The following is a 24,255-nucleotide window of genomic DNA, read 5'->3' as shown; positions in this document are numbered from 1 at the left end:
CGGGGCGGAACTGCCGCTTCCGGCCGCGGAGTCGGCAACTCCGCGGTCTTTCCCCGCCGGAATCACCCCTTCCGTAGGGAAACGCGCGCCTCGGGCGCCGATTCACGCCACGCGCACGGTGTCCACGAGGCGCGAGAAGTCGTCCCGGCCGCGCCCTTCGGCGATCGCCCGGCGGGCGACGGCGAGGGCCGCGTCGAGGACGCCGGTGTCCAGCCCGCGCGCGGCCGAGGCGTGGACGATGTGCTCGATGCCGGCCGCGACGGAGGTGACGTTGGAGACGTCGCCCGGGTGGCTGTCCGCGTCGGCCCGCTCCGCGTACACCGGTACCACCTGCCCCAGCAGTTCCACGATTCCCTGGGCGTACGGCAGGAGTTGCGCGGCGGTGATGCCTTCCGCCCGGGCCAGGGCCAGGGCGTGGAGGTAGCCGCTCACGGCCGTCCAGCAGAAGTCCAGCGCGGCGACGTCGAACGCGGCGGCGCGGCCGGGGTCGGCGCCGAGGTGGTCGGACCGGCCGCCGAGGGCGGCCAGGGCGGACCGGTGCGCGGCGAACCGCTCCTCCGGTCCGCTGTAGATGACGACGGCGGCGTCGGTGCCGATCGTCGTCGCGGGCGTCAGGATGGAGCCGTCCAGGTAGCCGACACCGTGCTCGGCGGCCCACGCGGCGGTGGCCCGGGCCCGGTCCGGGGTGTCGGCGGTGAGGTTGACCAGCGTCCGGCCGCGCAGCGCCGCGGCGGCGGGACGGACGATCGCGTCCGCCGCCGCGTAGTCGATCACGCAGACGATGACGAGGGGGGAGGCGCCGACCGCCGCCCGGACCGATCCGGCCTCCGCGGCGCCGCGTTCGACGAGTTCGGCGGCGCGGCCGGGGGTGCGGTTCCAGACGGTCACGGGGTGCCCGGCGGCGAGCAGCGCGCCGGCGAGGGCGCGGCCCATGGGGCCCATGCCGAGGACGGTGACGGGGGTGGGGTCGGTGGGGTGAACGGGGTGCTCCGGGGAATGAATCGCCATGCCCGCGAAGCTAGACGTTGACGTCGGCGTGAGAGTCAACTCGGAGGGCGGGCGGTCCGTTTGCGCATCGGTGAACTGGCACGGCGTTCGGGCGTCAGCCCCCGGGCGCTGCGCTACTACGAGGAGCAGGGGCTGCTGCGGCCGGAGCGCCGGCCGAGCGGCTACCGCGAGTACGACGAGGACGACGTCCGGACCGTTCGCGACGTCCGCACCCTGCTGGCGGCGGGGCTGGGCACGGCCACCATCGCGGCGGTCCTGCCGTGCACCGCCGGGGACGAGGTGTCGTTGCTGCTGCCCGCGTGTGCGCCGCTGGCGGAGGAGGTGCCGGCGGAGCGGGACCGGATCGAGGAGACCATGAGGCAACTGGGGGCAGCGCTCGGGCTGTTGCGGGAGATGATCGACCGCTCGGGGCTGGAGTCCCGGGCGGCGGACGGCGGCGACGGGACCGGCTGCGGGCACGAAACACTGGCGTCCCCTCAACCCCTTGGCTCACGATAGTCCCATGCTCACCACCCTTCTCGCCTTCCTCGGGGCCTGCACACTGATCGCCGCCTCCCCCGGGCCGGGCACCATGCTGATCATCCGCAAGTCGCTGCAGAGCCGCCGGGCCGGCTTCATGACGGTGCTCGGCAACGAGACCGGCGTCTTCGTCTGGGGCCTCGCCGCCGCGTTCGGCCTGACGGCGCTGCTGGCGGCGTCCCAGGTGGCGTACGACGTGATGCGGATCGTCGGGGCCGGGGTGCTGGTGATGTTCGGGGTCAGGACGCTGCTGGAGGTGCGGCGCGGAGCGGGGAAGGCGAAGGCCGTCGGGGACGCCGGCGCTCCGCAGCCGGAGGAGGAACGTTCGGGCTGGTCCTCGTACCGCGCCGGCCTGCTGTGCAATCTGGCGAACCCCAAGGCGGCGGTGTTCGCGATGTCGTTCCTGCCGCAGTTCGTCCCGGACGGGGTGCCGCACCTGCCGGCGATGGTGGCACTGGCCGCGATCTGGGCGGTGTTCGAGGTCGGGTACTACGGGATGTACGTGTGGTTCGTCGGCCGGATGCGGGCGATCATCTCGCGGGAGCGGGTGCGCAGGCGGCTGGAACTGGCCTCCGGCGGGGTGCTGGTGGCGCTGGGCGTGCGGATGGCGGTCGAGGGCTGAGCCGGGGTTCCGCCACCGGCCCGGAGGCCGGCGGCGGACCTCACGACCTCGCGCGGATCAGCGACGGCCCCAGGAGGCGGTGGCGACGGTACGCCCGGCGGCGTCCCGCAGGGTGGCCTTGTCCCGGTCGTTGTTCCAGACGTAGGCGCGCCGGTTCTGGTACACGTCGGCGGCGGTGTCGCGGCCGGTGCCGGTGTGCACGCGGACGGACGCGTGGGCGGCGAGGCGCAGCTTGCCGAAGCGGTAGGTGTGGCGCTCGTTGTCGGTGAGCGTCCAGCGGCTGAGGTCCACGGCCTTCTTGCCGGTGTTGGTGACGGTGACCCACTCGGCGTTCAGGCTCCGGTCGGAGCGGTCGTCGCGCCCCGGGCTGTCGTACTGGATCTTGCCGAACACGACGGTCGGCCGAGCGGCGGCACTCCGCTCCGCCGCCACCGCCGCGGGCACGACGGCGGATGCCAGCGCCGCCCCGCAGGCGGCGGTGACGACCAGGCGGGCTATGGATCGCGACAAGGGAACCTCTGCTTTCCGGCCCGGCGGCCGGGTGGGGCCGCCGCGACCACGGCTGTCCGCCCGACGGCTGCCGGGCTCGCCTACTCTCGCGCGGAGTCGGCCGTTCGGGGGAACGGATTCGATCTCCTGTGACGCGGTTCTCACGCTCCCGTGACACTCCGCGCGCCCGCCCGGCGTTTGTGATCATTGAGCGGTCCTGGTCCGCCGTGTGCGAGAAGGAGGCCCCTTGATGCCGCCTGTTCCCCTCGACCCCACCACCCTCCACCCGATGCCCGACCAGCCCCGGGTGGTACTGCTGAAACCGCTGGTGACCTCGCCGTTGATCGAGGTCGGAGAGTTCTCGTACTACGACGACCCGGACGACCCGACGGCGTTCGAGACCCGGAACGTGCTGTACCACTACGGCCCGGAGAAGCTGGTCATCGGCAGGTTCTGCGCCCTGGGCGAGGGGACGCGGTTCGTGATGAACGGCGCCAACCACCGGATGGACGGCCCCTCGACGTTCCCCTTCCCCGTCATGGGCGGCTCCTGGACCGACCACTTCGACCTGATCACCGGGCTGCCCGGCCGCGGCGACACCGTGGTCGGGAACGACGTGTGGTTCGGCTACCGCTCGCTGGTGATGCCCGGCGTCCGGATCGGGCACGGGGCGATCGTCGCCTCCGGCTCGGTCGTCGTCGACGACGTACCGGACTTCGCCATCGTCGGCGGCAACCCGGCCAAGGTCATCCGGTACCGGTACGCGCCCGAGGACATCGCCCGGCTGCTGGACGTCGCCTGGTGGGACTGGCCGGTGGAGCACATCACCCGGCACGTCAAGACCATCATGTCCGGCACGATCGACGAACTGGAGGCGGCCGCTCCGGGCCGTGGTTAGGGTTCCGGCCGCCGCCCTCCGTCGCATGCCGACGGCGACGCCTACTCCGTGGGCTCGGTGACGAACGTTCCCTTGGCGGGCAGCGTCACCAGCAAGCCCCGCTCCCGCAGTTCCTGGATGGCCCGCCGAACGGTGCCGATGGCCACGCGGTACTCCTCCGCCAGGTCTCGCTCCCCCGCGAGCCTGGCGCCCGGCCTGAGTTCACCCGCGACGATGCGGGCCGCGATGTGGTCCGCGACCTGCATGTAGACGTAGATCGCCTTGGTCGGGTCGATGGGCGCCGGGCCCTGCTCACCTGCCATAGCAGTCAACATAGAGCAAGGAAGCGCTACACGGATGAGTGGATAGCTCCCAACTGCTCTACACCGCTCCACATTCCGGTATTACGGTCGCAGCACACAACACCCCGGCGGCGCCTGCCAGCGCCCCGGGGCACGGTCCACGCTGCGAAGGAGCGTCGACGTGTTCAACGCTATCCCCCATTGGCTTTCCCGGGCATGGGAAAAGCTGTGCCCGGCCCCCAGAGCCGTCAGAGACGGCCACCGCCCGCCGCGGGAAGTACATGTCCCGACCGCCGGAGCGGCCTGGGCCGACGTCCCGCCGACGGAGGACCCGACCGCGCCCTTCGTCAGGGTTTCCGCACACGGCATCGACATCGTCCACCGCAGTCCGTCGCCGTGTATCTGCCGCGAAAGGGTTCCGGCGCCCCGTCGCGTCACCAGCGCGTCCGTCCCGGGCGCCCAAAGGCCGGGTTCGCCGGCACCCTCCGTGCTCCCGGCCGAGAGGGGTGGCGAGTGAACAGCCTTGCCGGGGCCCGTGGCCCGACGATCCGTCCGGAGTACGAGGCGGCAGCAGCGGTGACGTTCTCGATGCGGTGCGCCAAGTGCGGGGCGAGTTCCGACCGTGTGGAGGACTTCACCGTCCCACACGGTTGGTCCGTCCGGCACGTGACCGCGTATCCGGATCACCTACGCTTCCGGGAGGTCATCCACCGCACTTGGCTTGCCGAGGCCGCACCCTGACGTCCCCCCTGTAGGCCCACCTACCCCTTCAGTGCCCCAGCCGCCGCAGCGCCTGCTGCGGGTAGCGCTCGCCGGCCACCGCGTCCGGCGGCACGGCGCGGTCGAGCAGGGCGGTCTGTTCGGCGGTGAGGAGGAGGTCCGCGGCGGCGGCGTTCTCCGCGAGGTAGCGCCGCTTCTTCGTCCCGGGGATCGGCACCACGTCCTCGCCCCGGGCGAGCAGCCAGGCCAGCGCCGCCTGCGCGGGCGTGCAGCCGATCTCCCCTGCGACCTGCCGCACGGCGTCCACGAGCGCGAGGTTGGGGCCGAAGTTCTCCGGCGAGAACCGGGGCCAGCGCCGCCGGTTGTCGTGTTCCGCCAGGTCGTCGCGGGAGCCCAGGGCGCCGGTCAGCATGCCGCGGCCGAGCGGCGAGTACGCGACCACGGCGATCCCCAGCTCGCGGCAGACGTCCAGCAGCCCGCCCTCCACGGCGTCGCGGGTGAACAGCGAGTACTCCATCTGCACCGCGCTCACGGGGTGGACCGCGTGCGCCCGGCGCAGCGTCTCCGGGCCGACCTCGCTCAGCCCGATCCAGCGCACCTTGCCCGCCGCCACCAGCTCGGCCAGGGCGCCGGCGGTCTCCTCGACGGGGGTCGCCGGGTCACGGCGGTGGGCGTAGTAGAGGTCGACGCGGTCGGTGCCCAGGCGGCGCAGCGACGCGTCGCAGGCGGCGCGGACGTACGCCGCCGAGGTGTCCACCGCGTCGACGCGGCCGGTCACCGGGTCGTGCCGGAGCCCGAACTTCGTGGCGAGCACGAGGCGTTCCCGGTCACCGGCGCCCCGCCGCCGCAGCCAGCGGCCCAGCAGCTCCTCGTTGGCGCCGCGCCCGTAGGCGTCCGCCGTGTCCAGCAGGGTGACGCCCAGGTCGAGGGCGTGGTCGAGGGTGCGGAGGGACTCCGCGTCGTCGGGCGTCCCGTAGGCGACCGACATGCCCATGCAGCCGAGACCCACGGACGACACCTCCGGGCCGTCGTGGCCCAGCCTGCGGTACTTCACGCGCGCACTCCTCGTTGTCACACCAGGCACGGGAACACCACCGTACCCAGGGCACAACCCACGTGCCCTCCCCGGCCCTTGGCGCCCGCCTCGTAGGCTGCCGCCATGACGCATCGCGACGAGGACGGACCCGGCCGGCCGGACCGCGCACGGCGGGCGGTGTTCGGTGAGGCCGCCGAAGAGTACGACGCCGCGCGGCCCGGGTACCCGGCGCAACTGTTCGCCGGCGTCCTGGAGTTCGCGCGGCACGGCGCGGGGGGCCGCGTCGAGGCGCTGGAGGTCGGTGCCGGCACCGGGAAGGCGACGCTGGTGTTCGCCGCGCTCGGCGTCTCGGTGACGGCGATCGAGCCGGACCCGCGCATGGCCGCCGTCCTGGCCCGGCACCGCGCCGACCGCCCCGGAATCACCGTGCAGCCGGGTGAGTTCGAGACCTGGGACCCCGCAGGCCGCCGCTTCGACCTCCTCTTCTCCGCCCAGGCGTGGCACTGGACCGACCCGGAGGTCCGCTGGTCCCGCGCTCGTTCCGTACTCCGCCCCGGCGGCGCGCTCGCCCTCTTCTGGAACGACTGGTACGTCACCGACGAACCCCTGCGCCGGGAACTCGCCGCCGTCCACGACCGCTTCCTCCCCGAGCGTCCCCCGCACTCGATCCTCGACGAGCGCCCCCGCGAGTCCGTCCGCGGCGAGCACGCCTGGGTGACCGCGGAACTCCGCGCGGATCCCGCTTTCACCGACCTCGGCCACCGCGTCTACTCCACGACGCACGAACGCTCCACCACCGGCATCGCGGCCCTGCTGACGTCCCTGTCCTTCTACCGCGTCCAACCGGAGGACACCCGCCGCCGCCTCCTCGCGGAGGTCGCCCGGACCGTCGACGCGCACGGCGGACGCGTCGACCTGATGACGACGACGGCTCTGTTCCTGGCCCGGACGTGGAACTGAGACCGCTCCCGGCCGATCCGGTCACTCGTGGGTGAACTCCCCGGTGTCCAGCACGAGTCCGACGACCGTGCCCGCGAGATCGACCGGCTCCAGGCGATACGCACCGTCCTTGGGGTCCGTGTAGACGTGGCAGAGCCCGGTGTACGGATCGACGATCAGGAGCACCGGGACCCCGGCGGCCGCGTAGGCGTCCTTCTTGGGCCCGTAGTCGTTCCGCGCGGTGTCCTTGGAGATTACCTCGGCGACGAAGGCGACGTCCTGGTACGTCCAACGCCCCTTGGCGTTCTTCTCCGCGCCTTCCTTGAGGAGAACGACATCGGCGGCGAAACCGTTCAGGTGCCCGGGAAAGTCGATGCGGACGACTCGGCTCGACGCCTATCGCGCACTCCTCCCCGCCACCAGACGGCGCGGGCGATCACGAGGCCCAACCATGTGGTCGGCCGACACGTCACTCGTCCACCGGTACGGTCTCCTCACGCATGGCCGCCCACCTCCACCGCGAAGGCGTTACCGTTCTCAGTACGCTCGGATAGACGGAGGAGCCATGACCACGGCGCACGACGAACAGCCGTCCGAACTCATCCCGCGACCGGACATGACCTTCCCCGCCTTGAGAGCGGCACTCGCCCGAGTCGCCCCGTCCCGTCTGGCCGAGTTCCAAGCGGACCGCGACATGGCCTTCACCGCCGCCACACAGGACGGCTCGTTCCAGCCGATCCGGTTCTTCCAGATCAAGTGGGCCACCGAGATCGAAATCGAGCGTCAACCGTCCTTGGCAGCTCGTTACCAGGCGGCGTTGGACGCGGCCAACTCCCTCGATCGGGACGATCCGCGGTGGCGGGACGCCATGGACACTTGCCTGGCCCTTCACGACGAGGCCCGATCCGCGGTGACCGATGAGTGATGCCTGGGGTTGGGAATACGACCCCTCCCCCGAGCACGTCATCGGCGGCCTTGATCACCTTGTCTTTGTCGCGCAAATCGAGGAGAAAGCCGACGAGCTGGTCCGTGCGGCGGCAGCCCTCTACCTGGACGGGACGAAGTACGAAGGACCGTCGCCCCGGATGAAACAGGAGATCATCAGGGGGTACGGCATGTTCGTCTACCAAGTCGTCCCACGTCACCAGCGGGTCTACATCCGCCAGGTGACGCTTTTGGCCTGACAGCCTCGTCCTGGCAGTGGCCTTCTCGAGCCGAGCGCCGCTCGGTCACCTCACTCGTCCACCGCCTCCCACGTCGCCCCGCCGTCCTCCGTCCGGCGGGCGTGGCCGAAGGGGACGTCGGCGAAGTGGATGCCGAAGCCGAGGGTGCCGGGTTCGGTGAGGCGGGTGACGAGGGCGTGGCGGTGGGTGGCGGACTGGCGTGGGTCGTGGTCGACGACGGCGGACCATTCGGGGTGGGCGACCTGGAGCGGAGTGTGCAGCGCGTCGCCGAAGGCGATCAGGGTGCGGCCGCCGCCGGTGATGACGTAGGCGGCGTGGCCGATCGTGTGGCCGGGGGTGAACAGGGCCCGGACGCCCGGGAAGACCTCCTCGCCGTCGGCGACCGTGCGCACGTCGGTCGCTATCGCGGCGAGGGTCTCCTCCGGCACGCCGTGTTCCACGGCGAGGTGCCGCTCCTCCCACTCCGGCGCCGCGACCAGGTGGGGCACGCCCGCCGCGGTCAACCGGGCGGACCAGCCGATGTGGTCGCGGTGGAAGTGTGTGATCGCGACCGCTTCCAGGGCGGCGGGCGGACGGCCGAGGGCGGTGAGGTGGTCGAGGAGGGCGCCGCCCTCGATCCGCCCGACGGGGGCGCCGGGCGTGGCCGGCAGCGAGACCGGGCCGATGCCGGCGTCGATCAGCAGGGCGCGGTCGCCGTGCTCCACCAGCAGGCCGCCCACGCCGGCCACCAGGTAGCCGTCGTCGTCGAGGTATTCGGGGTGGGCCGCCCACACCTCGTCCGTGGTGGCCGGGAGCCAGCCTCGCGGCGACAACTGGACGAGGCCGTCGGGCACGTAGGTCACCTTGGTGTCGCCGAGGCGGAGGGAGCGGACGCCGGAGGGGCGGTTCAGACGCGTGCGAGTGTTCGTCATGGTGCGAACAACAGGCCGTCGGAGCGCGGCATTCCCGCACTCCGACGGCCCGTCAGAAGCCACCCCGCCGCTTTACGCCGCCACGGGAACCTCTTCGTCAAGGGAGGCCGTCGCCGGCGCGGTTACCGGTTCAAGTGCCAGCTCCAGCACCCGCCGGACGTCCGACACCGCGTGGACGTCCAGCTTCTCCAGGATCTCGGCCGGGACGTCGTCGAGATCCGGCTCGTTGCGCTTGGGGATGACGACGGTCGTGACGCCCGCCCGGTGCGCCGCCAGGAGCTTCTGCTTGACGCCGCCGATCGGCAGGACCCGGCCGGTCAGCGACACCTCGCCGGTCATCGCGACGTCCGGGCGGACCCGGCGGCCGGAGAGCAGGGACGCCAGGGCCGTCGTCATCGTGATGCCCGCGCTCGGCCCGTCCTTGGGGACGGCGCCGGCCGGGACGTGCAGGTGGACGCCGCGCTCCTTGAGGTCACCGACCGGAAGCTCCAGTTCCGCGCCGTGGGAGCGGAGGAAGGACAGGGCGATCTGCGCGGACTCCTTCATCACGTCGCCGAGCTGACCGGTGAGGGTCAGGCCGGCGGCACCCGTCTCCGGGTCGGCCAGGGACGCCTCGACGAAGAGGACGTCGCCGCCCGCGCCGGTGACGGCCAGACCGGTGGCCACGCCCGGGACGGAGGTGCGCCGCTCGGCCGGGTCCTGGGCGGACTCGGGCGTGTGGTGCGGGCGGCCGATCAGCGGGCGCAGCTCGTCCACGCCGATCGTGAACGGCAGCTCCCGCTCGCCGAGTTCGTGCTGGGCCGCGACCTTGCGGAGCAGCCGGGCGAGCGACCGCTCCAGCGTGCGGACGCCGGCCTCGCGGGTGTACTCGCCGGCGAGCCGGCGCAGCGCCGCGTCGTCCACCGTGACCTCGCCGGGCTCCAGGCCCGCCCGCTCCAGCTGCCGGGGCAGCAGGTGGTCGCGGGCGATGACGACCTTCTCGTCCTCGGTGTAGCCGTCGAGGCGGACGAGCTCCATCCGGTCGAGCAGGGGCTGCGGGATAGCCTCCAGGACGTTGGCAGTGGCGAGGAAGACGACGTCGGAGAGGTCGAGTTCGACCTCCAGGTAGTGGTCGCGGAAGGTGTGGTTCTGCGCGGGGTCGAGGACTTCCAGAAGGGCCGCGGCGGGGTCGCCGCGGAAGTCGGAACCGACCTTGTCGATCTCGTCGAGGAGGACGACCGGGTTCATCGAACCGGCCTCCTTGATGGCGCGCACGATACGGCCGGGGAGTGCGCCGACGTACGTGCGCCGGTGGCCGCGGATCTCCGCCTCGTCGCGCACGCCGCCGAGCGCCACCCGGACGAACTCGCGCCCCATGGCCTTGGCGACGCTCTCGCCGAGCGAGGTCTTGCCGACGCCGGGCGGGCCGACGAGCGCGAGCACCGCGCCCCCGCGCCGCCCGCCGACCACGCCCATCCCCCGGTCGGCACGCCGCTTGCGCACCGCCAGGTACTCGGTGATCCGCTCCTTGACGTCGTCCAGGCCCGCGTGGTCCGCGTCGAGCACGGCCCGGGCGCCCGGGATGTCGTAGGCGTCCTCGGTGCGCTTCGTCCAGGGCATCTCCAGGACGGTGTCGAGCCAGGTGCGGATCCAGCCGCTCTCGGGGCTCTGGTCGGAGGCCCGCTCCAGCTTGTCGACCTCCTTCAGGGCCGCCTCGCGCACCTTCTCCGGCAGGTCGGCGGCCTCCACCCGGGCGCGGTAGTCGTCGGACTCCCCGTCCGCGTCCCCGTTGAGCTCGGCCAGCTCCTTGCGGACGGCCTCCAGCTGCCGGCGGAGCAGGAACTCGCGCTGCTGCTTGTCGACGCCCTCCTGGACGTCCTTGGCGATGGACTCGGCGACGTCCTGCTCGGCGAGGTGGTCGCCGAGCTGCTTCACGGCGAGCTTCAGCCGCGCGACCGGGTCGGCGGTCTCCAGCAGCTCGACGCGCTGGGCGACGGTGAGGAACGGCGAGTAGCCGGAGTTGTCGGCGAGCAGGGCGACGTCGTCGATCTGCTGGACGCGGTCCACGACCTGCCAGGCGCCGCGCTTGCGGAGCCAGCTGGTGGCGAGCGCCTTGTACTCCTTCATCAGCTCGGTGACGGCCCCCGGCAGCGGGTCGGGGACGGCCTCCTCGACGGCCGTGCCTTCCACCCAGAGCGCGGCGCCGGGCCCGGTCGTCCCGGCCCCGATCCGGACGCGGCGGACACCGCGGATGAGGGCGCCCGGATCCCCGTCGGAGAGCCGGCCGACCTGCTCCACCGTGCCGAGCGTGCCGACGCCCGCGTAGGTGCCGTCCACGCGTGGCACGAGCAGCACGCGCGGCTTCGCACCTCCCTGCGCCGCCGCCTGCGCCGCCTCGACGGCCGCGCGCACCTCGGAGTCGGTCAGATCCAGCGGAACCACCATTCCCGGCAGGACCACCTCGTCGTCGAGCGGCAGCACGGGCAGGGTCAGCGTCGTGACGGCGTTGCTGTCAGCGGCCTCAGCAGCCATGATCTCCCCTTCGGCAGGCAAGTTGAGCTATGCAGACTCAATGTCCTTGCGCGGGGAGATGTTCCCGAGGCGGCGTTCGCTGTGAGCGATCAGGGGGAGGTCGCCGACAGGACGCGCCGTCAGTGCCCCACCCGGCGTACCGTCCGGCCCGGGCGGACCGTTCTGCCGCCGTGGCCCGGGAAGGCGCGGCGGTAGTCCGTGGGGGTGATGCCGAAGTGCAGGGTGAAATGGCGGCGCAAATTGGCGGCCGTGCCCAGGCCGCTCAGCTCGCCGACGCGCTCCACCGGGAGGGCGGTGGCCTCCAGGAGGGACTGGGCGCGGGACAGGCGCTGGGACAGGAGCCACTGGAGGGGGGTGGTGCCGGTCGCGGCCTGGAGGCGGCGGAAGAAGGTGCGGGGGCTCATGCCGGCGCGGGCGGCCAGGTCGTCGACGGTGAGGGGCTGGTCGAGGCGCTCGGTGGCCCACTGGAGGACGGGGGCCAGGCCGTCGTCGCCGGTCTCGGGGACGGAGACCTCGACGAACTGGGCCTGCCCGCCGGGGCGGTGGGCCGGCACGACGAGCCGCCGGGCGAGCTGGTTGGCGACGTGCGCGCCCAGGTCGCGGCGGACGAGGTGGAGGCAGAGGTCGAGGCCGGCGGTGACGCCGGCACTGGTGAGGACGTTCCCGTCGTCGACGTACAGCACCGAGTCGTCCACCTCCACCTCCGGGTGACGGCGGGCCAGGGCCTCGGTGTGCATCCAGTGGGCGGTCGCCCGGCGGCCGTCGAGGATCCCGGCGGCGGCCAGGGCGAAGGCTCCGGCGCACAAGGAGACCATGCGCGCGCCCCGGTCGGCGGCGCGTCGGAGCGCGCGGAGGAGTTCGTCCGGCAGTTCGCGCTCTCCGTCGACGCACGCCTCCGGAACGGACGGGATGATCACGGTGTCCGCGCCGTCCAGTCCCTCCAGCCCGTAGGGGGTGCGCAGGGTGAAGCCGAGCGGGCCGGGCGGCGGCTGGTCCGGGGACGGGTCGGCGGCGCACAGGCGCAGGTCGTACCAGGGGTCGGCGAGATCCGGGTGCGGGATGCCGAAGACGGTGCAGACCACCCCCAGTTCGTACAGGTCCCAATAGGGGATGTCGTCGTCGATCACTGCCACGGCCACGGAACCAGCGCTCATACCCGGAAGCCTAGTGGCAGGAATTTTGCGGAGGCGGTCAGTCCTGCCACTGTCGGGGGCGCGGCGGCGCTGGAAATGTAGGGGTCACACGAGAGCACGTCCTCTCAACTCCCAGTACTTCCGCATGAATCCGCATGAAACGGGTGACTTTTCCATGAGCACGAAGGTGACCGTCCTCGGGCTGGGCTCGATGGGCACCGCGCTGGCCGGTGCGTTCCTGGCGGCCGGCCACCGCACGACCGTCTGGAACCGCACGGCCGGCAAGGCCGCCGCCCTGGTGGAGAAGGGCGCCGCCGAGGCGCCGGACGCCGCCGCGGCCGTGGCGGCGAGCCCGCTGGTGGTCGTCTGCCTGGCCACCTACGACACGGTCCACGAGGTCCTGGACCCGCTGGTCGGCGACCTGGCCGGCCGGACCGTCGTCAACCTCACCTCCGGCGCCCCGGAGCAGGCCGCCGAGGCGGCCCGCTGGGCCGAGGAGCACGGCTTCCGCTACCTCGACGGCGCGATCATGACGACGCCGCCCGGCGTCGGCAACCCCGACTTCATGTTCCTCTACAGCGGTTCCCCGGAGGCCCTCGCCGAGCACCGCGCGACGCTCGCCGCCCTCGGCGACCCGGTGGACCTGGGCACCGACGTCACCCTGGCCTCGCTCTACGACACCGCGCTGCTCGGCCTGATGTGGTCCACGCTCACCGGCTGGGCGCACGGCGTGGCGCTCGTCGGGACGGACGGCGAGGGCAAGGCCGCGGCCTTCACCGCGGTCGCCGGCCGCTGGATGCGGGCCGTCGAGTTCTTCATGAACACGTACGCCCCGCAGGCCGACGCCCGCAGCTACCCGGGCGACGACGCCACGCTCGACGTGCACCTCGCGGCCATCGGACACCTCGCCCACGCCAGCGAGGCGCGCGGGGTGGCCTCCGGTCTGCCCGAGCTGTTCGAGCGCCTGGTCAAGCGGGGCGTCGACGCCGGGCACGGCGGCGACAGCTGGGGCCGGCTGGTGGAGTTCGTCCGGGCGGAGGGACGCGCGTGAGCGTCCTGACGGCGCCGGGCACGGCCGTGGCCCTGGCCCCGGCCGCCCTGGTCACCGAGGCCGCCGAGCGGGCCACCGCCTTCCTCGACGGCCTGGCCCCGGACGCGGACTGGTCGCGGCCGGCCGGGCGGCTGGAGTGGTCCTGCCACGCGACGCTGGACCATCTGGCCCTGGGCATCACGGGGTACGCGGGCCTGCTCACCGCCAGGCCCCAGGACCGCTACATCACCCTGTTCGCCTCGCTCGACCCGCGGGCCCCGGTCTCAGCCCGGCTGGAGGGCATCCGCGTCGCGGCGTCGTTCCTCGCCGCCGCGGTCCGGGCCGCCGCGCCCGAGGACCGGGCCTGGCACCCGTGGGGCCACTCCGACGGGCCCGGCTTCGCCGCCATGGGCGTGGTGGAGACCGTCGTCCACACCCATGACATCGCCGCCGGCCTGGGCGTCGACTGGACCCCGCCGGCCGGGCTCGCCGGTCCCGCCCTCGCCCGGCTGTTCCCCGGCGTCCCGCACGAGGACGAGCCCGGCCGCGCCCTGCTCCGCGCCACCGGACGGATCGCGCGGCCCGGGGAGGGGCACGTCGCCGAGTGGAGCTGGGACGGCACCGTCCGCTGAGTCCGTCCCGGCGGGGACGTCCGTGCCGGTCGGGGCGGCGGTGTCCGGGACTCCGGCGACGGCCGGCGCGGGCCGGAGGGGAGCCCGCGCGGCCGACGCCACCACGTTCCGGACGCCGCCGCCCCGGCGGGCGCCGCCCCGGACCTCCCGGACGTCACCGCGCAGCAGCAGCTCGCAGGCGACGCCGGCCAGCAGGGCGATGGGGTGCCCCCAACTGGCCAGCGGATCCGCGAGTTCCACCAGGTCCTGGGCGCACATCAGGGAGGCGGTGCCCAGCAGCGTCCACTTCCAGGACGGGCGCTGGAGGCTCGCCAGCGCGCCGAGACAGGCCATCAGGCCGAAGCTGATGCCGTAGTCGAGCCGGTGCAGCGAGTCGGCCGGCAGCCGGCCGGCGGCGACCGCGCCGGCCACCGGCAGCTCGGTCGCCAGGGTCGCCAGCACATGGCCGAGCAGGAAGACGCCGGCCGTGCGCAGCCCGCCCACGCGCCGCTCCAGGGCGCCGAGCACCGGGGCGAACGCCCAGCCGAAGAAGGACCAGAGCCCGCCGGCGACCCACAGGGCGCTGGCGAACAGGACGACCAGCGGCCGGTCGGCCAGGTGGGCCGCGTCGGTGCTGGAGTCGCGCAGCAGCTGGTTGACGGTGGACTCGTCGCCGAGCTCGGCGTAGACCGCGGTGCCGAGCAGGACGAGGCCGTAGCAGAAGGTGAAGGGCGTGGCCCGAGGGGTGGGGACCAGCTGCCGCAGCCCGTCGAGGCGGCTGCGGAGCGGGCGCGCCGGCCGTCGGCACCGTCGGCCGGCGGCACTGCCGACGGCCGGCGCGGACGCGCCCGCCTCGGCGGGATCAGCGGCGGTCACTCGGCCGGGCTCCCTTCCGTCGACGTGCCCGGGGCGTGCCCGGACCTTCCCGGGACGTTCCGGACGGCCCGCCCGGCGGCGGGCCGCAGTACGAACAGTACGGGCCCGGGCGTCTCCCCGACCCGTCTTCGGTCCGTGAACAAGCCCACCCCTGTCAACCTCTTAACCTTCGGATGCGTCCGTCGAACATCAACGGTCTCCGGAGGTCTCCCGTGCCCGTCCCGTATGTCCCGAACGATCCCGTGACCACCCTCGACCGCCGTGACGGCCCCCACGGCGAGGTCGTCCTGCGACGGCGCGGCCCGGCGGCGGGGGCCCCGCCGGTGTACGAGATCATCGCGAACGGCTGCTTCCTGATGGACACCTCGGACGGCCGCTCCGAGCGGCTGCTGGTGGACGCCGCGCTGCGGGCACTGCCGGCCGGGCGGGCGGAGCCCGCGGTGCTGATCGGCGGGCTGGGCGTGGGCTTCTCGCTGGCGCACGCGGCGGCGGAGCCGCGCTGGGAGCGGATCACGGTCGTGGAGCGGGAGCGGGCGGTGATCGACTGGCACCGTACGGGCCCGCTGTCCGCCGTCTCCGGCGCGGCGCTGGCCGATCCGCGGGTACGGATCGAGGAGGCGGACCTCCTCGCGTACCTGGACGCCCCGCTCCCCGGCCCCGCCCACGACTACGACTACGACTACGACGCGATCTGCCTGGACATCGACAACGGCCCCGACTGGACCGTCACAGAAGACAACAAGGGCCTCTACTCCCCCGCCGGTCTCGCAGCCTGCCGCGCCCGGCTGCGCCCCGGCGGCGTACTCGCCGTGTGGTCCGCACAGCCGTCCGAACGGTTCGAGGAGGCCCTCCGGAATGCCGGGTTCGCCGGGGTAACCACCGAAGAGATCATCGTTGCCCGAGGCGTCCCCGACGTCGTCCACCTCGCCGTCCTCGCCGCGTAGCCGTCCCCCGCCACCTGCCCGTACCCTGCTTGCCACAGTGGGAGGACCGGCACCGGAAGACGCTGGGGACGACGGCTAGGGGCGGGGCACATGGAGCAGACACACACGGGCCCGAGCGGCGCCGCAGCCTCCGCCGGGGCGCAGCGGCGGGTACTGATCGTCGAGGACGACCGGACCATCGCCGACGCCATCGCGGCACGGCTGCGGGCCGAGGGGTTCCAGGTGCGGATCGCGGGCGACGGGCCCGCGGCCGTGGACACCACCGAGGCGTGGCAGCCGGACCTGCTGGTGCTGGACGTGATGCTGCCGGGCTACGACGGCCTGGAGGTGTGCCGGCGGGTCCAGGCCCGCCGCCCGGTGCCGGTGCTGATGCTCACCGCGCGCGACGACGAGACGGACATGCTGGTCGGGCTGGGCGTCGGCGCGGACGACTACATGACCAAGCCGTTCTCCATGCGCGAGCTGGCGGCGCGGGTGCACGTCCTGCTGCGCCGGGTGGAGCGGGCGACGCTCGCCGCGCACACCCCGCGCAGCGGGATCCTGCGGCTGGGCGAGCTGGAGATCGACCACGCGCAGCGCCGGGTGCGGGTGCGCGGCGCGGACGTCCACCTGACGCCGACCGAGTTCGACCTGCTGGTCTGCCTGGCGAACACCCCGCGCGCCGTCCTCTCCCGGGAGCAGCTGCTGGCCGAGGTGTGGGACTGGGCGGACGCCTCCGGCACCCGGACCGTCGACAGCCACATCAAGGCCCTGCGCCGGAAGATCGGCGCGGAGCGCATCCGGACGGTGCACGGGGTGGGGTACGCGCTGGAGACCCCGGCCGCGTGAGGGGAACGGACGCGAGATGACGGTCTGTCCGCGGCCGAGCCTGCTGGGCCGTGCCTGGGAGGCGCTGCGCCCGCTGGATCCCTACCGGTCGGTCAAGGCCGCGCTCGGGTGGCTGGTGGTCGGGTCGGTGGTGATCACGACGTTCCTGGTGTTCGTCGCGTTCCGGTCGGCGACCGGGCTGCGGATCATCACCGTCTTCTCGATCATCGCCTCGCTGCTGATCACCCAGTTCGTGGCGCACGGGCTGACCGCGCCGCTGGACGAGATGACCGAGGTCACCCGGGCGATGGCGCACGGTGACTACACCCGCCGGGTGCGGGACGGGCGGCGGGACGAGTTCGGCGACCTGGCGCACGCCTTCAACCGGATGGCGGCCGACCTGGAGGCGGTGGACACCCACCGCAAGGAGCTGGTCGCCAACGTCTCGCACGAGCTGCGCACGCCGATCGCCGGGCTGCGGGCGGTGCTGGAGAACGTGGTGGACGGCGTCTCGGCCGCCGATCCCGAGACCATGCGGACCGCCCTCCAGCAGACCGAACGGCTGGGGCGGCTGGTGGAGCAGTTACTCGACCTGTCCCGGCTCGACAACGGTGTCGTACCGCTGCACGCGCGCGGCTTCGAGGTCTGGCCCTACCTGGCGCAGGTGCTGAAGGAGACCAGCATCGCCTGCGGCACCGGCGCCGCGCCCCGGGCCGCCCGCAAGGACGTCCACCTGCACCTGGACGTCTCGCCGCCCGACCTGACCGCGCACGCGGACGCGGAGCGGCTGCACCAGGTGGTCGCCAACCTGGTGGAGAACGCCGTCCGGCACAGCCCCCCGCACGGCCGGGTGACGGTCCGGGCGCGGCGCGGCGAGGGGCCGCAGTCGCTGGACCTGGAGGTGCTGGACGAGGGTCCGGGCATCCCGCCGGCCGAGCGGCACCGGGTCTTCGAGCGGTTCAACCGGGGCGGCTCCGGGCAGCACGGGCCGGGCAGCGACGGGGGGACGGGGCTGGGGCTCGCCATCGCCCGCTGGGCGGTCGATCTGCACGGCGGCAGCATCGGCGTGGCCGAATCCCCCCGGGGCTGCCGGATCCGGGTCACTCTTCCAGGACGAGCCTCGTGATCCGAGTTGACGTAGGGTCGAAGGCGGAAGCACACGTTCATCCGGATGTGGGGCACCATTCCGCGTACCCACGGAGGGGTCGGAAACAGTCGGGGAGTGCGAAACCTCGGGTGTTTCCCGCCAAGTCATGCCCTGAAACACGGGGCCGAGTGTGACTTGCGCGACGACTGGCCCCGGTGGCCTGCATCAGGGCAGCGGACAGGCGTAGCCTTTATTCCCGCTGTCCACCACCTTAGGAAGCGGAAGAGGGCGGTTGCCGCCGTGTCGCCACAGTCCCCGAACACCTCGAGCACTTCGACCGACCAAGACGGGCAGGGCAAGAGTCCTGCTGATGTGTTCGGTCCCAATGAGTGGCTCGTCGACGAGATCTACCAGCAGTACCTCCAGGACCCGAACTCGGTCGACCGAGCCTGGTGGGACTTCTTCGCCGACTACAAGCCGGGCAAGGATGCGAGTTCGCCCGCCGCGCAGCAGGACGTGACCGGGGGTACGGCTCCCGCCGCGCCGGCCGCCGCCCCGCAGCCGCCCGCGGCCCCCGCCGCGCCCGCGCAGGCCCCGGCCGCTCCGGCCGCCGCCGCGCCCGCCGCTCCGGCCCAGGCCGCTCAGGCAGCCCCGGCCGCCCCGGCCGCTCCCGCCGCGAAGCCCGCCGCCGCGCCCGCCAGGCCGGCCGCCGCGAAGCCCGCGGCCAAGGCCGCCGCGGCCCCCGCGACCGAGGCCCCGGCCGGCCCGGAGTACGTGACGCTGCGCGGCCCCGCCGCCGCGGTCGCCAAGAACATGAACGCCTCGCTGGAGCTGCCGACGGCCACGTCCGTGCGCGCCGTCCCGGTGAAGCTGCTGTTCGACCAGCGCATCGTCATCAACAACCACCTCAAGCGCGCCCGCGGTGGCAAGGTCTCCTTCACGCACCTCATCGGCTACGCCATGGTGCAGGCGCTGAAGCTGATGCCGTCGATGAACTACTCCTTCACGGAGAAGGACGGCAAGCCCACCCTCGTCAAGCCCGAGCACGTCAACCTGGGCCTGGCGATCGACCTGGTGAAGCCGAACGGCGACCGCCAGCTCGTGGTGGCGGCCATCAAGAAGGCCGAGACGCTCAACTTCTTCGAGTTCTGGCAGGCGTACGAGGACATCGTCCGCCGCGCCCGGGTCGGCAAGCTGACGATGGAGGACTTCACCGGGGTCACCGCGTCGCTGACCAACCCCGGCGGCATCGGCACCGTGCACTCCGTGCCGCGCCTGATGCCCGGCCAGGGCCTCATCATCGGCGTGGGCGCGATGGACTACCCCGCCGAGTTCCAGGGCACGTCGCAGGACACCCTGAACAAGATGGGCATCTCGAAGGTCATGACCCTGACCTCGACGTACGACCACCGGGTGATCCAGGGCGCCGCCTCCGGCGAGTTCCTGCGGATCATGCACCAGCTGCTGCTGGGCGAGAACGGTTTCTACGACGAGATCTTCGAGGCGCTGCGCATCCCCTACGAGCCGGTCCGCTGGCTCAAGGACATCGACGCCTCGCACGACGACGACGTCACCAAGGCCGCCCGCGTCTTCGAGCTGATCCACGCGTACCGGGTGCGCGGCCACGTCATGGCCGACACCGACCCGCTGGAGTACCGCCAGCGCAAGCACCCCGACCTGGACATCACCGAGCACGGCCTCACCCTGTGGGACCTGGAGCGCGACTTCGCGGTCGGCGGCTTCGCCGGCAAGTCGATGATGAAGCTGCGCGACATCCTGGGCGTGCTGCGCGACTCGTACTGCCGCACCACCGGCATCGAGTTCATGCACATCCAGGACCCCAAGCAGCGCAAGTGGATCCAGGACCGGGTCGAGCGCGGCCACTCCAAGCCGGAGCGCGAGGAGCAGCTGCGGATCCTCCGCCGCCTGAACGCGGCCGAGGCGTTCGAGACGTTCCTGCAGACCAAGTACGTCGGCCAGAAGCGCTTCTCGCTGGAGGGCGGCGAGTCCGTCATCCCGCTGCTGGACGCGGTGCTGGACGCGGCCGCCGAGGCCCGCCTCGACGAGGCCGTCATCGGCATGGCCCACCGCGGCCGGCTCAACGTGCTGGCCAACATCGTCGGCAAGTCCTACGCGCAGATCTTCCGGGAGTTCGAGGGCAACCTCGACCCGAAGTCGATGCACGGCTCCGGCGACGTCAAGTACCACCTGGGCGCCGAGGGCACCTTCACCGGCCTGGACGGCGAGCAGATCAAGGTCTCGCTGGCCGCCAACCCGTCCCACCTGGAGACGGTCGACCCGGTCGTCGAGGGCATCGCCCGCGCCAAGCAGGACATCATCGGCAAGGCGGGCACGGACTTCACCGTCCTGCCGGTCCAGCTGCACGGCGACGCGGCCTTCGCGGGCCAGGGCGTCGTGGCCGAGACCCTGAACATGTCGCAGCTGCGCGGCTACCGCACCGGCGGCACCGTGCACATCGTCATCAACAACCAGGTCGGCTTCACCGCGCCGCCGGAGTCCTCGCGCTCGTCGATGTACTGCACCGACGTCGCCCGGATGATCGAGGCGCCGATCTTCCACGTGAACGGCGACGACCCGGAGGCGGTCGTCCGCGTTGCCCGCCTGGCCTTCGAGTTCCGCCAGGCGTTCAACAAGGACGTCGTCATCGACCTGATCTGCTACCGGCGCCGGGGCCACAACGAGGCCGACAACCCCTCGTTCACCCAGCCGCTGATGTACGACCTGATCGACAAGAAGCGCTCGGTGCGCAAGCTGTACACCGAGTCGCTGATCGGCCGGGGCGACATCACCCTGGAGGAGGCCGAGCAGGCCCTGCAGGACTACCAGGGCCAGCTGGAGAAGGTCTTCACCGAGGTCCGCGAGGCCACCTCGGCGCCCGCGACGGCGGAGGTCCCGCCGGCGCAGGCCGAGTTCCCGGTCCCGGTGAACACCGCGATCTCCCAGGAGGTCGTCAAGCGGATCGCCGAGTCCCAGGTCAACCTGCCGGAGAACGTCACCGTCCACCCGCGCCTGCTGCCGCAGCTGCAGCGCCGCGCGGCCAGCGTCGAGGACGGCACGATCGACTGGGCCATGGGCGAGACCCTCGCCTTCGGCTCCCTCCTGATGGAGGGCACCCCGGTCCGCCTCTCCGGCCAGGACTCCCGCCGCGGCACCTTCGGCCAGCGCCACGCGGTGCTCGTCGACCGCGAGACCGGCGAGGACTACACCCCGCTGCTCTACCTCTCCGAGGACCAGGCGCGGTTCAACGTCTACGACTCGCTGCTCAGCGAGTACGCGGCGATGGGCTTCGAGTACGGCTACTCGCTGGCCCGCCCGGACGCGCTCGTCCTGTGGGAGGCGCAGTTCGGCGACTTCGCCAACGGCGCGCAGAACATCGTCGACGAGTTCATCTCGTCGAGCGAGCAGAAGTGGGGCCAGACGTCCGGCGTCACCCTGCTCCTGCCGCACGGCTACGAGGGCCAGGGCCCGGACCACTCCTCGGCCCGGATCGAGCGCTACCTCCAGCTCTGCGCCCAGAACAACATGACGGTCGCCATGCCGACGCTGCCGTCGAACTACTTCCACCTCCTGCGCTGGCAGGTCCACAACCCGCACCACAAGCCGCTCATCGTCTTCACCCCGAAGTCGATGCTGCGCCTGAAGGCCGCGGCGTCCAAGGCGGAGGAGTTCACCACCGGCGGCTTCCGCCCGGTGATCGGCGACGCCACGGTGAACGCGGCCGACGTCCGCAAGGTCGTCTTCTGCTCCGGCAAGGTCTACTACGACCTGGAGGCCGAGCGGCAGAAGCGCGGTGCCACGGACACCGCCCTCATCCGCATCGAGCGCCTGTACCCGCTGCCGGGTGCCGAGCTCCAGGCGGAGATCGCCAAGTTCCCCAACGCCGAGAAGTACATCTGGGCCCAGGAGGAGCCGGCGAACCAGGGCGCGTGGCCGTTCATCGCGCTGAACCTGATCGACCACCTCGACCTGGCGGTCGGCGCCGACATCCCGGCCCGCGAGCGCCTGCGCCGCGTCTCCCGCCCGCACTCCTCCTCCCCGGCGGTCGGCTCGGCCAAGCGCCACCAGGCGGAGCAGGCGGCCCTGGTCGCCGAGGTCTTCGACAGCTGAGCCCGGCTGGCGACCCGCTACGAGCCCGGGGCCCGTACCGCATCGGCGGTACGGGCCCCGGCCCGTTCCCGGGCTCAGCCGATCCGGCGGCCGGTCTCCGCGTCGGCGCAGTGCAGGTGGCTGTGTCGTCCGTCGGTGGACGGGAACAGGACGCGGTCGGGGCCGAGGGGGACGATGCGGTGGCTCCATCGGTTGGTGGCGGCGACCCACAGGACGTGGCCTTCGCGGAGCCCGGCGACGGTGCCGTCGCCGGAGACGAAGACGTGCCGGGGGCCCGCGGTGATCTCCTTCGGCTCCTTCAGGACCGTGCCGTCCGGGGCGGTCGTCGCGAGCCTGCGCAGGCCGCGCCGTCCGGTGACGTCGGCCCCGTACAGGCGATCCCGCCAGGTGACCACGTAGGCCCAGTCGTCGACGCAGACCGCCGGGCCGCGGAAGGTGGAGAACCGCCGGAGCCCCAGCTTGAGGTCGGCCACGGGCCACGCGGCCCGCTCGGTTCCGTAGGCGTACACCCGGACCCGGCGGCCGAAGCTCTCGGAGAAGAGGGCGCGGCCCCCGCCGACCAGGACGGGGTCGACGTACGGGGAGGGCTTCAGCACCCGTGGGGGGAACGAGACTCTTCCCAGTTCCTCACCCGTACGGGTCGCGTGCCGGGTCAGACTCCCGAAGCGGTGCCACGCGTGGAAGACCGCGGCATCGCTCGGCCCGTTCTCGGCGAGCAGGGTGCCGGCGCCGCCTCCATGCCAGATCTCCTTACCGGTACGGGCGTCCAGGGCACGGTGTGAGGCGGTGTCCAGGACCACCAGGTCACCACGGACGAGCAGACTGTAGATCCGGTCGTACTCGTCCTCCCACAGCGTCTCGCCGGTCGCCCCGTCGACACCGGTGATCGTGCTCCGGTCGTCCTCGGAGTCGTTCCACAGCACGACGGCCGAGCCGGCGGCGGCCGGCCGGTTGAGTCCGCTCTTGCGGCGCTTCCACAGGACCTCGCCCGTCGCCGCGTCCAGGGCGGTGAATCCGCTGCGGCTGTGTTCCCGTGCCGTCGGGACGACGACCGCCCTGCCCGCGCGCACCGCCCCCGCGGCGTCCGGCTCGGTGATTCCCCCGGCGCACCAGCGGATCCGGCCGGTGCGGGCGTCGACGGCGGCCAGTTGGTCCTCCCCCACCGGTACGTACACGGCGTCGCCGGCGATGCCGGGGAGGCCAAGGCCGTCGCCGGGTACGGACAGCGTCCACAGGCCCGCGTCGGTGTCCGCCTCGACGGTCAAGGGCGGTGGGTGAGCGGTCATGTGCGGATTCCTTCCGGTGATCGTCGGCACCGGAAGGCTAACCGCGTCAGTGGGGAATGGATGATTCGCCGGATCCCTTCACCGGGCCGTCGAGGGAAGGGCTTTCCAAGGAAGGCAGGGGCTGACTGTAGAAACGCATTTCCTCGAATCCCTTGTTCAGGGCCCGCCGCAGGCGGCGTCCCAGAGGTCGTTCGATCCAGCGGTGTACCAGCCAGGAGGCGACGAGGGCCGCCGAGAACAGAACCGCCAGAACGGCATAGGGATTCATGCGGTGTTCCATGTGCCGGATGAAGATCCACCCGATGTCCTCGTGGAGCAGGTAGAAGGGGTACGTCAGGGCGCCGAGGACGGGCAGTCGGCGCCAGGTGATGCGGTCGGTCATTCCGACGGCCACCGCCGCCATCGCGAGGAAGGCGGCCGCGAGCAGGAGCGTGGCGGGCCAGAGGGGCGCTTTCACCCCGGCGTAGCGCTCGTTCGAGGCGTGGGCGGCGATCAGGAAATGCTGGCCTAGCAGGAAACAGCCCGCGACGATGCCCCACAACAGCACGTTCGGCTTGAACCGGTGGATCAGGTAGAGGGCGATGCCGGCGATGAAGTACCAGCAGTGTTCCGGCATGACGACGGCCCGGAAAAGACCGTTGTCGACTTTGGTGGCGAGCATTCCGGCGGTGGCCCACCCCAGGCAGAAGGCGACGAGCCGCCGGTACGTCAGCCCACGCCAGGCGACGAGCGCGAACAGCAGGTAGAACCGCATCTCGGCCCACAGGGACCAGTAGACGCTGTCCACCCGGTCCACTCCCAACGGGTCCTGGAACATGGTGAGATTGACCGCCAGACCGCTGAGCGTGGGGGCGTCCCGCACACCGGGAAAAAGCCACAGGGCCGAGGCGGCGGCGATGACGGCGAACCAGTACGCGGGATAGAGGCGCGTCACCCGGGATACGGCGAATTCCCCCACGCTCTTCCCCCAGCAGCTCATGCAGATGACGAAACCGCTGATGAGGAAGAAGAGCTGGACCCCCGTCCATCCGTAGTACGCGACGGCGTGGGCGTCGGGGAAGACGATCTGCACAGGGTAGGTCCAGCCCGGGCCGTTGTAGGCCATGAGGTGGAAGGCGGCCACCATCAGGGCCGCGATCAGCCGCAGTCCGTCCAGGGCGTACAGCCTGCGTGCTTTGGTTCGCCGGCTTTCGGCCGGTCCGTGGTCGAGGGTGCCGGGGGCCGGGGAGCTCATG

22 protein-coding genes and 2 pseudogenes are annotated in these 24,255 nt (G+C 72.4%); 13 read left to right on the top strand and 11 right to left on the bottom strand.

Annotation, left to right across the window (positions count from 1 at the left end; translation table 11 throughout):
- Positions 1-102: 102 nt before the first annotated feature.
- Entirely contained in the window at positions 103-1,008 is a 906-nt protein-coding gene (locus J7W19_RS22050) for an NAD(P)-dependent oxidoreductase (RefSeq protein WP_004937781.1), read from the bottom strand.
- A gap of 60 nt (positions 1,009-1,068) precedes the next feature.
- Between J7W19_RS22050 and J7W19_RS22045 the strand changes: the two genes are divergently transcribed.
- Both J7W19_RS22045 and J7W19_RS22040 read left to right on the top strand, forming a co-directional pair.
- Entirely contained in the window at positions 1,069-1,506 is a 438-nt protein-coding gene (locus tag J7W19_RS22045) for a MerR family transcriptional regulator (RefSeq protein ID WP_004937777.1), read from the top strand.
- A gap of 4 nt (positions 1,507-1,510) precedes the next feature.
- Positions 1,511-2,149 (top strand): LysE family translocator, encoded by a 639-nt coding sequence (locus J7W19_RS22040; protein ID WP_004937774.1) that lies wholly within the window; start codon positions 1,511-1,513, stop codon positions 2,147-2,149.
- A gap of 57 nt (positions 2,150-2,206) precedes the next feature.
- On the opposite strand, the gene J7W19_RS22035 is transcribed toward J7W19_RS22040, so the two are convergent.
- Positions 2,207-2,659 carry a lamin tail domain-containing protein gene (locus J7W19_RS22035; protein ID WP_004937771.1) on the bottom strand — a complete coding sequence of 151 codons (453 nt, stop codon included), beginning with the start codon at positions 2,657-2,659 and terminating at the stop codon, positions 2,207-2,209.
- 229 nt (positions 2,660-2,888) lie between these two features.
- Between J7W19_RS22035 and J7W19_RS22030 the strand changes: the two genes are divergently transcribed.
- Positions 2,889-3,536 (top strand): CatB-related O-acetyltransferase, encoded by a 648-nt coding sequence (locus J7W19_RS22030; protein WP_004937769.1) that lies wholly within the window; start codon positions 2,889-2,891, stop codon positions 3,534-3,536.
- Between the two features lie 41 nt (positions 3,537-3,577).
- Here the strand turns inward: J7W19_RS22030 and J7W19_RS22025 are convergent, their stop codons facing one another.
- Positions 3,578-3,838: a GntR family transcriptional regulator gene (locus J7W19_RS22025; protein ID WP_004937766.1), complete on the bottom strand. Its 261-nt coding sequence runs from the start codon at positions 3,836-3,838 to the stop codon at positions 3,578-3,580.
- A gap of 195 nt (positions 3,839-4,033) precedes the next feature.
- Here J7W19_RS22025 and J7W19_RS33935 point away from each other — a divergent pair, with 195 nt between their 5' ends.
- Positions 4,034-4,558, top strand: a complete 525-nt coding sequence (locus tag J7W19_RS33935; protein WP_459214077.1) for a DUF7848 domain-containing protein — start codon at positions 4,034-4,036, stop codon at positions 4,556-4,558.
- 28 nt (positions 4,559-4,586) lie between these two features.
- Here J7W19_RS33935 and J7W19_RS22020 read toward each other — a convergent pair whose 3' ends face one another.
- Entirely contained in the window at positions 4,587-5,591 is a 1,005-nt protein-coding gene (locus tag J7W19_RS22020; protein ID WP_004937763.1) for an aldo/keto reductase, read from the bottom strand.
- A 105-nt stretch (positions 5,592-5,696) separates the two neighbouring features.
- Here J7W19_RS22020 and J7W19_RS22015 point away from each other — a divergent pair, with 105 nt between their 5' ends.
- Entirely contained in the window at positions 5,697-6,533 is an 837-nt protein-coding gene (locus J7W19_RS22015; protein WP_004937760.1) for a class I SAM-dependent methyltransferase, read from the top strand.
- A gap of 21 nt (positions 6,534-6,554) precedes the next feature.
- Here the strand turns inward: J7W19_RS22015 and J7W19_RS22010 are convergent.
- Positions 6,555-6,893 (bottom strand): annotated as a pseudogene (locus tag J7W19_RS22010) (Uma2 family endonuclease); the annotation flags it as partial.
- 184 nt (positions 6,894-7,077) lie between these two features.
- On the opposite strand from J7W19_RS22010, the gene J7W19_RS22005 reads away from it, so the two are divergent.
- The gene (locus J7W19_RS22005; protein ID WP_004937756.1) at positions 7,078-7,437 is read left to right on the top strand and encodes a hypothetical protein; all 360 of its coding nucleotides are present in this window, start codon (positions 7,078-7,080) and stop codon (positions 7,435-7,437) included.
- Positions 7,430-7,696: a hypothetical protein gene (locus J7W19_RS22000; protein WP_004937754.1), complete on the top strand. Its 267-nt coding sequence runs from the start codon at positions 7,430-7,432 to the stop codon at positions 7,694-7,696. The genes J7W19_RS22005 and J7W19_RS22000 overlap by 8 nt, the downstream gene beginning before the upstream one ends.
- 50 nt (positions 7,697-7,746) lie before the next feature.
- Here the strand turns inward: J7W19_RS22000 and J7W19_RS21995 are convergent, their stop codons facing one another.
- From J7W19_RS21995 to J7W19_RS21985, 3 genes are all read right to left on the bottom strand, one after another.
- The gene (locus J7W19_RS21995; protein ID WP_004937751.1) at positions 7,747-8,607 is read right to left on the bottom strand and encodes an MBL fold metallo-hydrolase; all 861 of its coding nucleotides are present in this window, start codon (positions 8,605-8,607) and stop codon (positions 7,747-7,749) included.
- A gap of 72 nt (positions 8,608-8,679) precedes the next feature.
- The gene (lon, locus tag J7W19_RS21990) at positions 8,680-11,118 is read right to left on the bottom strand and encodes an endopeptidase La (protein WP_004937748.1); all 2,439 of its coding nucleotides are present in this window, start codon (positions 11,116-11,118) and stop codon (positions 8,680-8,682) included.
- 119 nt (positions 11,119-11,237) lie between these two features.
- Positions 11,238-12,272, bottom strand: a complete 1,035-nt coding sequence (locus J7W19_RS21985; RefSeq protein ID WP_040887383.1) for a helix-turn-helix domain-containing protein — start codon at positions 12,270-12,272, stop codon at positions 11,238-11,240.
- A gap of 154 nt (positions 12,273-12,426) precedes the next feature.
- On the opposite strand from J7W19_RS21985, the gene J7W19_RS21980 reads away from it, so the two are divergent.
- Together J7W19_RS21980 and J7W19_RS33695 are read left to right on the top strand one after the other, a co-directional pair.
- A complete protein-coding gene (locus J7W19_RS21980; RefSeq protein ID WP_004937742.1) occupies positions 12,427-13,302 on the top strand; it encodes an NAD(P)-dependent oxidoreductase in 876 nt (291 codons plus the stop codon).
- Positions 13,299-13,670 (top strand): annotated as a pseudogene (locus tag J7W19_RS33695) (maleylpyruvate isomerase N-terminal domain-containing protein); the annotation flags it as partial. The gene J7W19_RS21980 and the pseudogene J7W19_RS33695, both read left to right, overlap by 4 nt.
- Here J7W19_RS33695 and J7W19_RS33690 read toward each other — a convergent pair.
- Positions 13,566-14,768 (bottom strand): rhomboid-like protein, encoded by a 1,203-nt coding sequence (locus J7W19_RS33690; RefSeq protein WP_004937738.1) that lies wholly within the window; start codon positions 14,766-14,768, stop codon positions 13,566-13,568. The pseudogene J7W19_RS33695 and the gene J7W19_RS33690 sit on opposite strands and share 105 nt — an antisense overlap.
- Positions 14,769-14,941: 173 nt before the next feature.
- Between J7W19_RS33690 and J7W19_RS21970 the strand changes: the two genes are divergently transcribed.
- The 4 genes from J7W19_RS21970 (at position 14,942) to J7W19_RS21955 (ending at position 21,734) form a co-directional block, all read left to right on the top strand.
- Positions 14,942-15,712 (top strand): spermidine synthase family protein, encoded by a 771-nt coding sequence (locus J7W19_RS21970; RefSeq protein WP_411848842.1) that lies wholly within the window; start codon positions 14,942-14,944, stop codon positions 15,710-15,712.
- A 90-nt stretch (positions 15,713-15,802) separates the two neighbouring features.
- Positions 15,803-16,540, top strand: coding sequence for a response regulator transcription factor (locus J7W19_RS21965; protein WP_004937733.1), 738 nt, complete (start codon positions 15,803-15,805; stop codon positions 16,538-16,540).
- Between the two features lie 16 nt (positions 16,541-16,556).
- Positions 16,557-17,645, top strand: a complete 1,089-nt coding sequence (locus J7W19_RS21960) for a sensor histidine kinase (protein ID WP_004937730.1) — start codon at positions 16,557-16,559, stop codon at positions 17,643-17,645.
- Between the two features lie 261 nt (positions 17,646-17,906).
- Positions 17,907-21,734: a multifunctional oxoglutarate decarboxylase/oxoglutarate dehydrogenase thiamine pyrophosphate-binding subunit/dihydrolipoyllysine-residue succinyltransferase subunit gene (locus tag J7W19_RS21955; protein WP_040887382.1), complete on the top strand. Its 3,828-nt coding sequence runs from the start codon at positions 17,907-17,909 to the stop codon at positions 21,732-21,734.
- A 74-nt stretch (positions 21,735-21,808) separates the two neighbouring features.
- Here J7W19_RS21955 and J7W19_RS21950 read toward each other — a convergent pair whose 3' ends face one another.
- Together J7W19_RS21950 and J7W19_RS21945 are read right to left on the bottom strand one after the other, a co-directional pair.
- On the bottom strand, positions 21,809-23,020 hold the full coding sequence (locus tag J7W19_RS21950; protein WP_004937724.1) for an outer membrane protein assembly factor BamB family protein: 1,212 nt from the start codon (positions 23,018-23,020) through the stop codon (positions 21,809-21,811).
- Positions 23,021-23,066: 46 nt separating this feature from the next.
- A complete protein-coding gene (locus J7W19_RS21945) occupies positions 23,067-24,254 on the bottom strand; it encodes an acyltransferase family protein (RefSeq protein ID WP_004937722.1) in 1,188 nt (395 codons plus the stop codon).
- Position 24,255: the final 1 nt, after the last annotated feature.

This window comes from Streptomyces mobaraensis NBRC 13819 = DSM 40847, from assembly GCF_017916255.1.
In the GTDB taxonomy this organism is placed as follows: domain Bacteria; phylum Actinomycetota; class Actinomycetes; order Streptomycetales; family Streptomycetaceae; genus Streptomyces; species Streptomyces mobaraensis.
This window is presented reverse-complemented; position numbering and strand designations above follow the sequence as displayed.

What these genes read in the sequence shown, in the direction of transcription:
- J7W19_RS22050 (WP_004937781.1), bottom strand. Translation starts at nt 1,008, where the DNA reads ATGGCGATTCATTCCCCGGAGCACCCCGTTCACCCCACCGACCCCACC.
- J7W19_RS22040 (WP_004937774.1), top strand. Translation starts at nt 1,511, where the DNA reads ATGCTCACCACCCTTCTCGCCTTCCTCGGGGCCTGCACACTGATCGCC.
- J7W19_RS22030 (WP_004937769.1), top strand. Translation starts at nt 2,889, where the DNA reads ATGCCGCCTGTTCCCCTCGACCCCACCACCCTCCACCCGATGCCCGAC.
- J7W19_RS22025 (WP_004937766.1), bottom strand. Translation starts at nt 3,838, where the DNA reads ATGGCAGGTGAGCAGGGCCCGGCGCCCATCGACCCGACCAAGGCGATC.
- J7W19_RS33935 (WP_459214077.1), top strand. Translation starts at nt 4,034, where the DNA reads ATGGGAAAAGCTGTGCCCGGCCCCCAGAGCCGTCAGAGACGGCCACCG.
- J7W19_RS22015 (WP_004937760.1), top strand. Translation starts at nt 5,697, where the DNA reads ATGACGCATCGCGACGAGGACGGACCCGGCCGGCCGGACCGCGCACGG.
- J7W19_RS22005 (WP_004937756.1), top strand. Translation starts at nt 7,078, where the DNA reads ATGACCACGGCGCACGACGAACAGCCGTCCGAACTCATCCCGCGACCG.
- J7W19_RS22000 (WP_004937754.1), top strand. Translation starts at nt 7,430, where the DNA reads ATGAGTGATGCCTGGGGTTGGGAATACGACCCCTCCCCCGAGCACGTC.
- J7W19_RS21995 (WP_004937751.1), bottom strand. Translation starts at nt 8,607, where the DNA reads ATGACGAACACTCGCACGCGTCTGAACCGCCCCTCCGGCGTCCGCTCC.
- lon (WP_004937748.1), bottom strand. Translation starts at nt 11,118, where the DNA reads ATGGCTGCTGAGGCCGCTGACAGCAACGCCGTCACGACGCTGACCCTG.
- J7W19_RS21985 (WP_040887383.1), bottom strand. Translation starts at nt 12,272, where the DNA reads ATGAGCGCTGGTTCCGTGGCCGTGGCAGTGATCGACGACGACATCCCC.
- J7W19_RS21980 (WP_004937742.1), top strand. Translation starts at nt 12,427, where the DNA reads ATGAGCACGAAGGTGACCGTCCTCGGGCTGGGCTCGATGGGCACCGCG.
- J7W19_RS21970 (WP_411848842.1), top strand. Translation starts at nt 14,942, where the DNA reads ATGCGTCCGTCGAACATCAACGGTCTCCGGAGGTCTCCCGTGCCCGTC.
- J7W19_RS21965 (WP_004937733.1), top strand. Translation starts at nt 15,803, where the DNA reads ATGGAGCAGACACACACGGGCCCGAGCGGCGCCGCAGCCTCCGCCGGG.
- J7W19_RS21960 (WP_004937730.1), top strand. Translation starts at nt 16,557, where the DNA reads ATGACGGTCTGTCCGCGGCCGAGCCTGCTGGGCCGTGCCTGGGAGGCG.
- J7W19_RS21950 (WP_004937724.1), bottom strand. Translation starts at nt 23,020, where the DNA reads ATGACCGCTCACCCACCGCCCTTGACCGTCGAGGCGGACACCGACGCG.
- J7W19_RS21945 (WP_004937722.1), bottom strand. Translation starts at nt 24,254, where the DNA reads ATGAGCTCCCCGGCCCCCGGCACCCTCGACCACGGACCGGCCGAAAGC.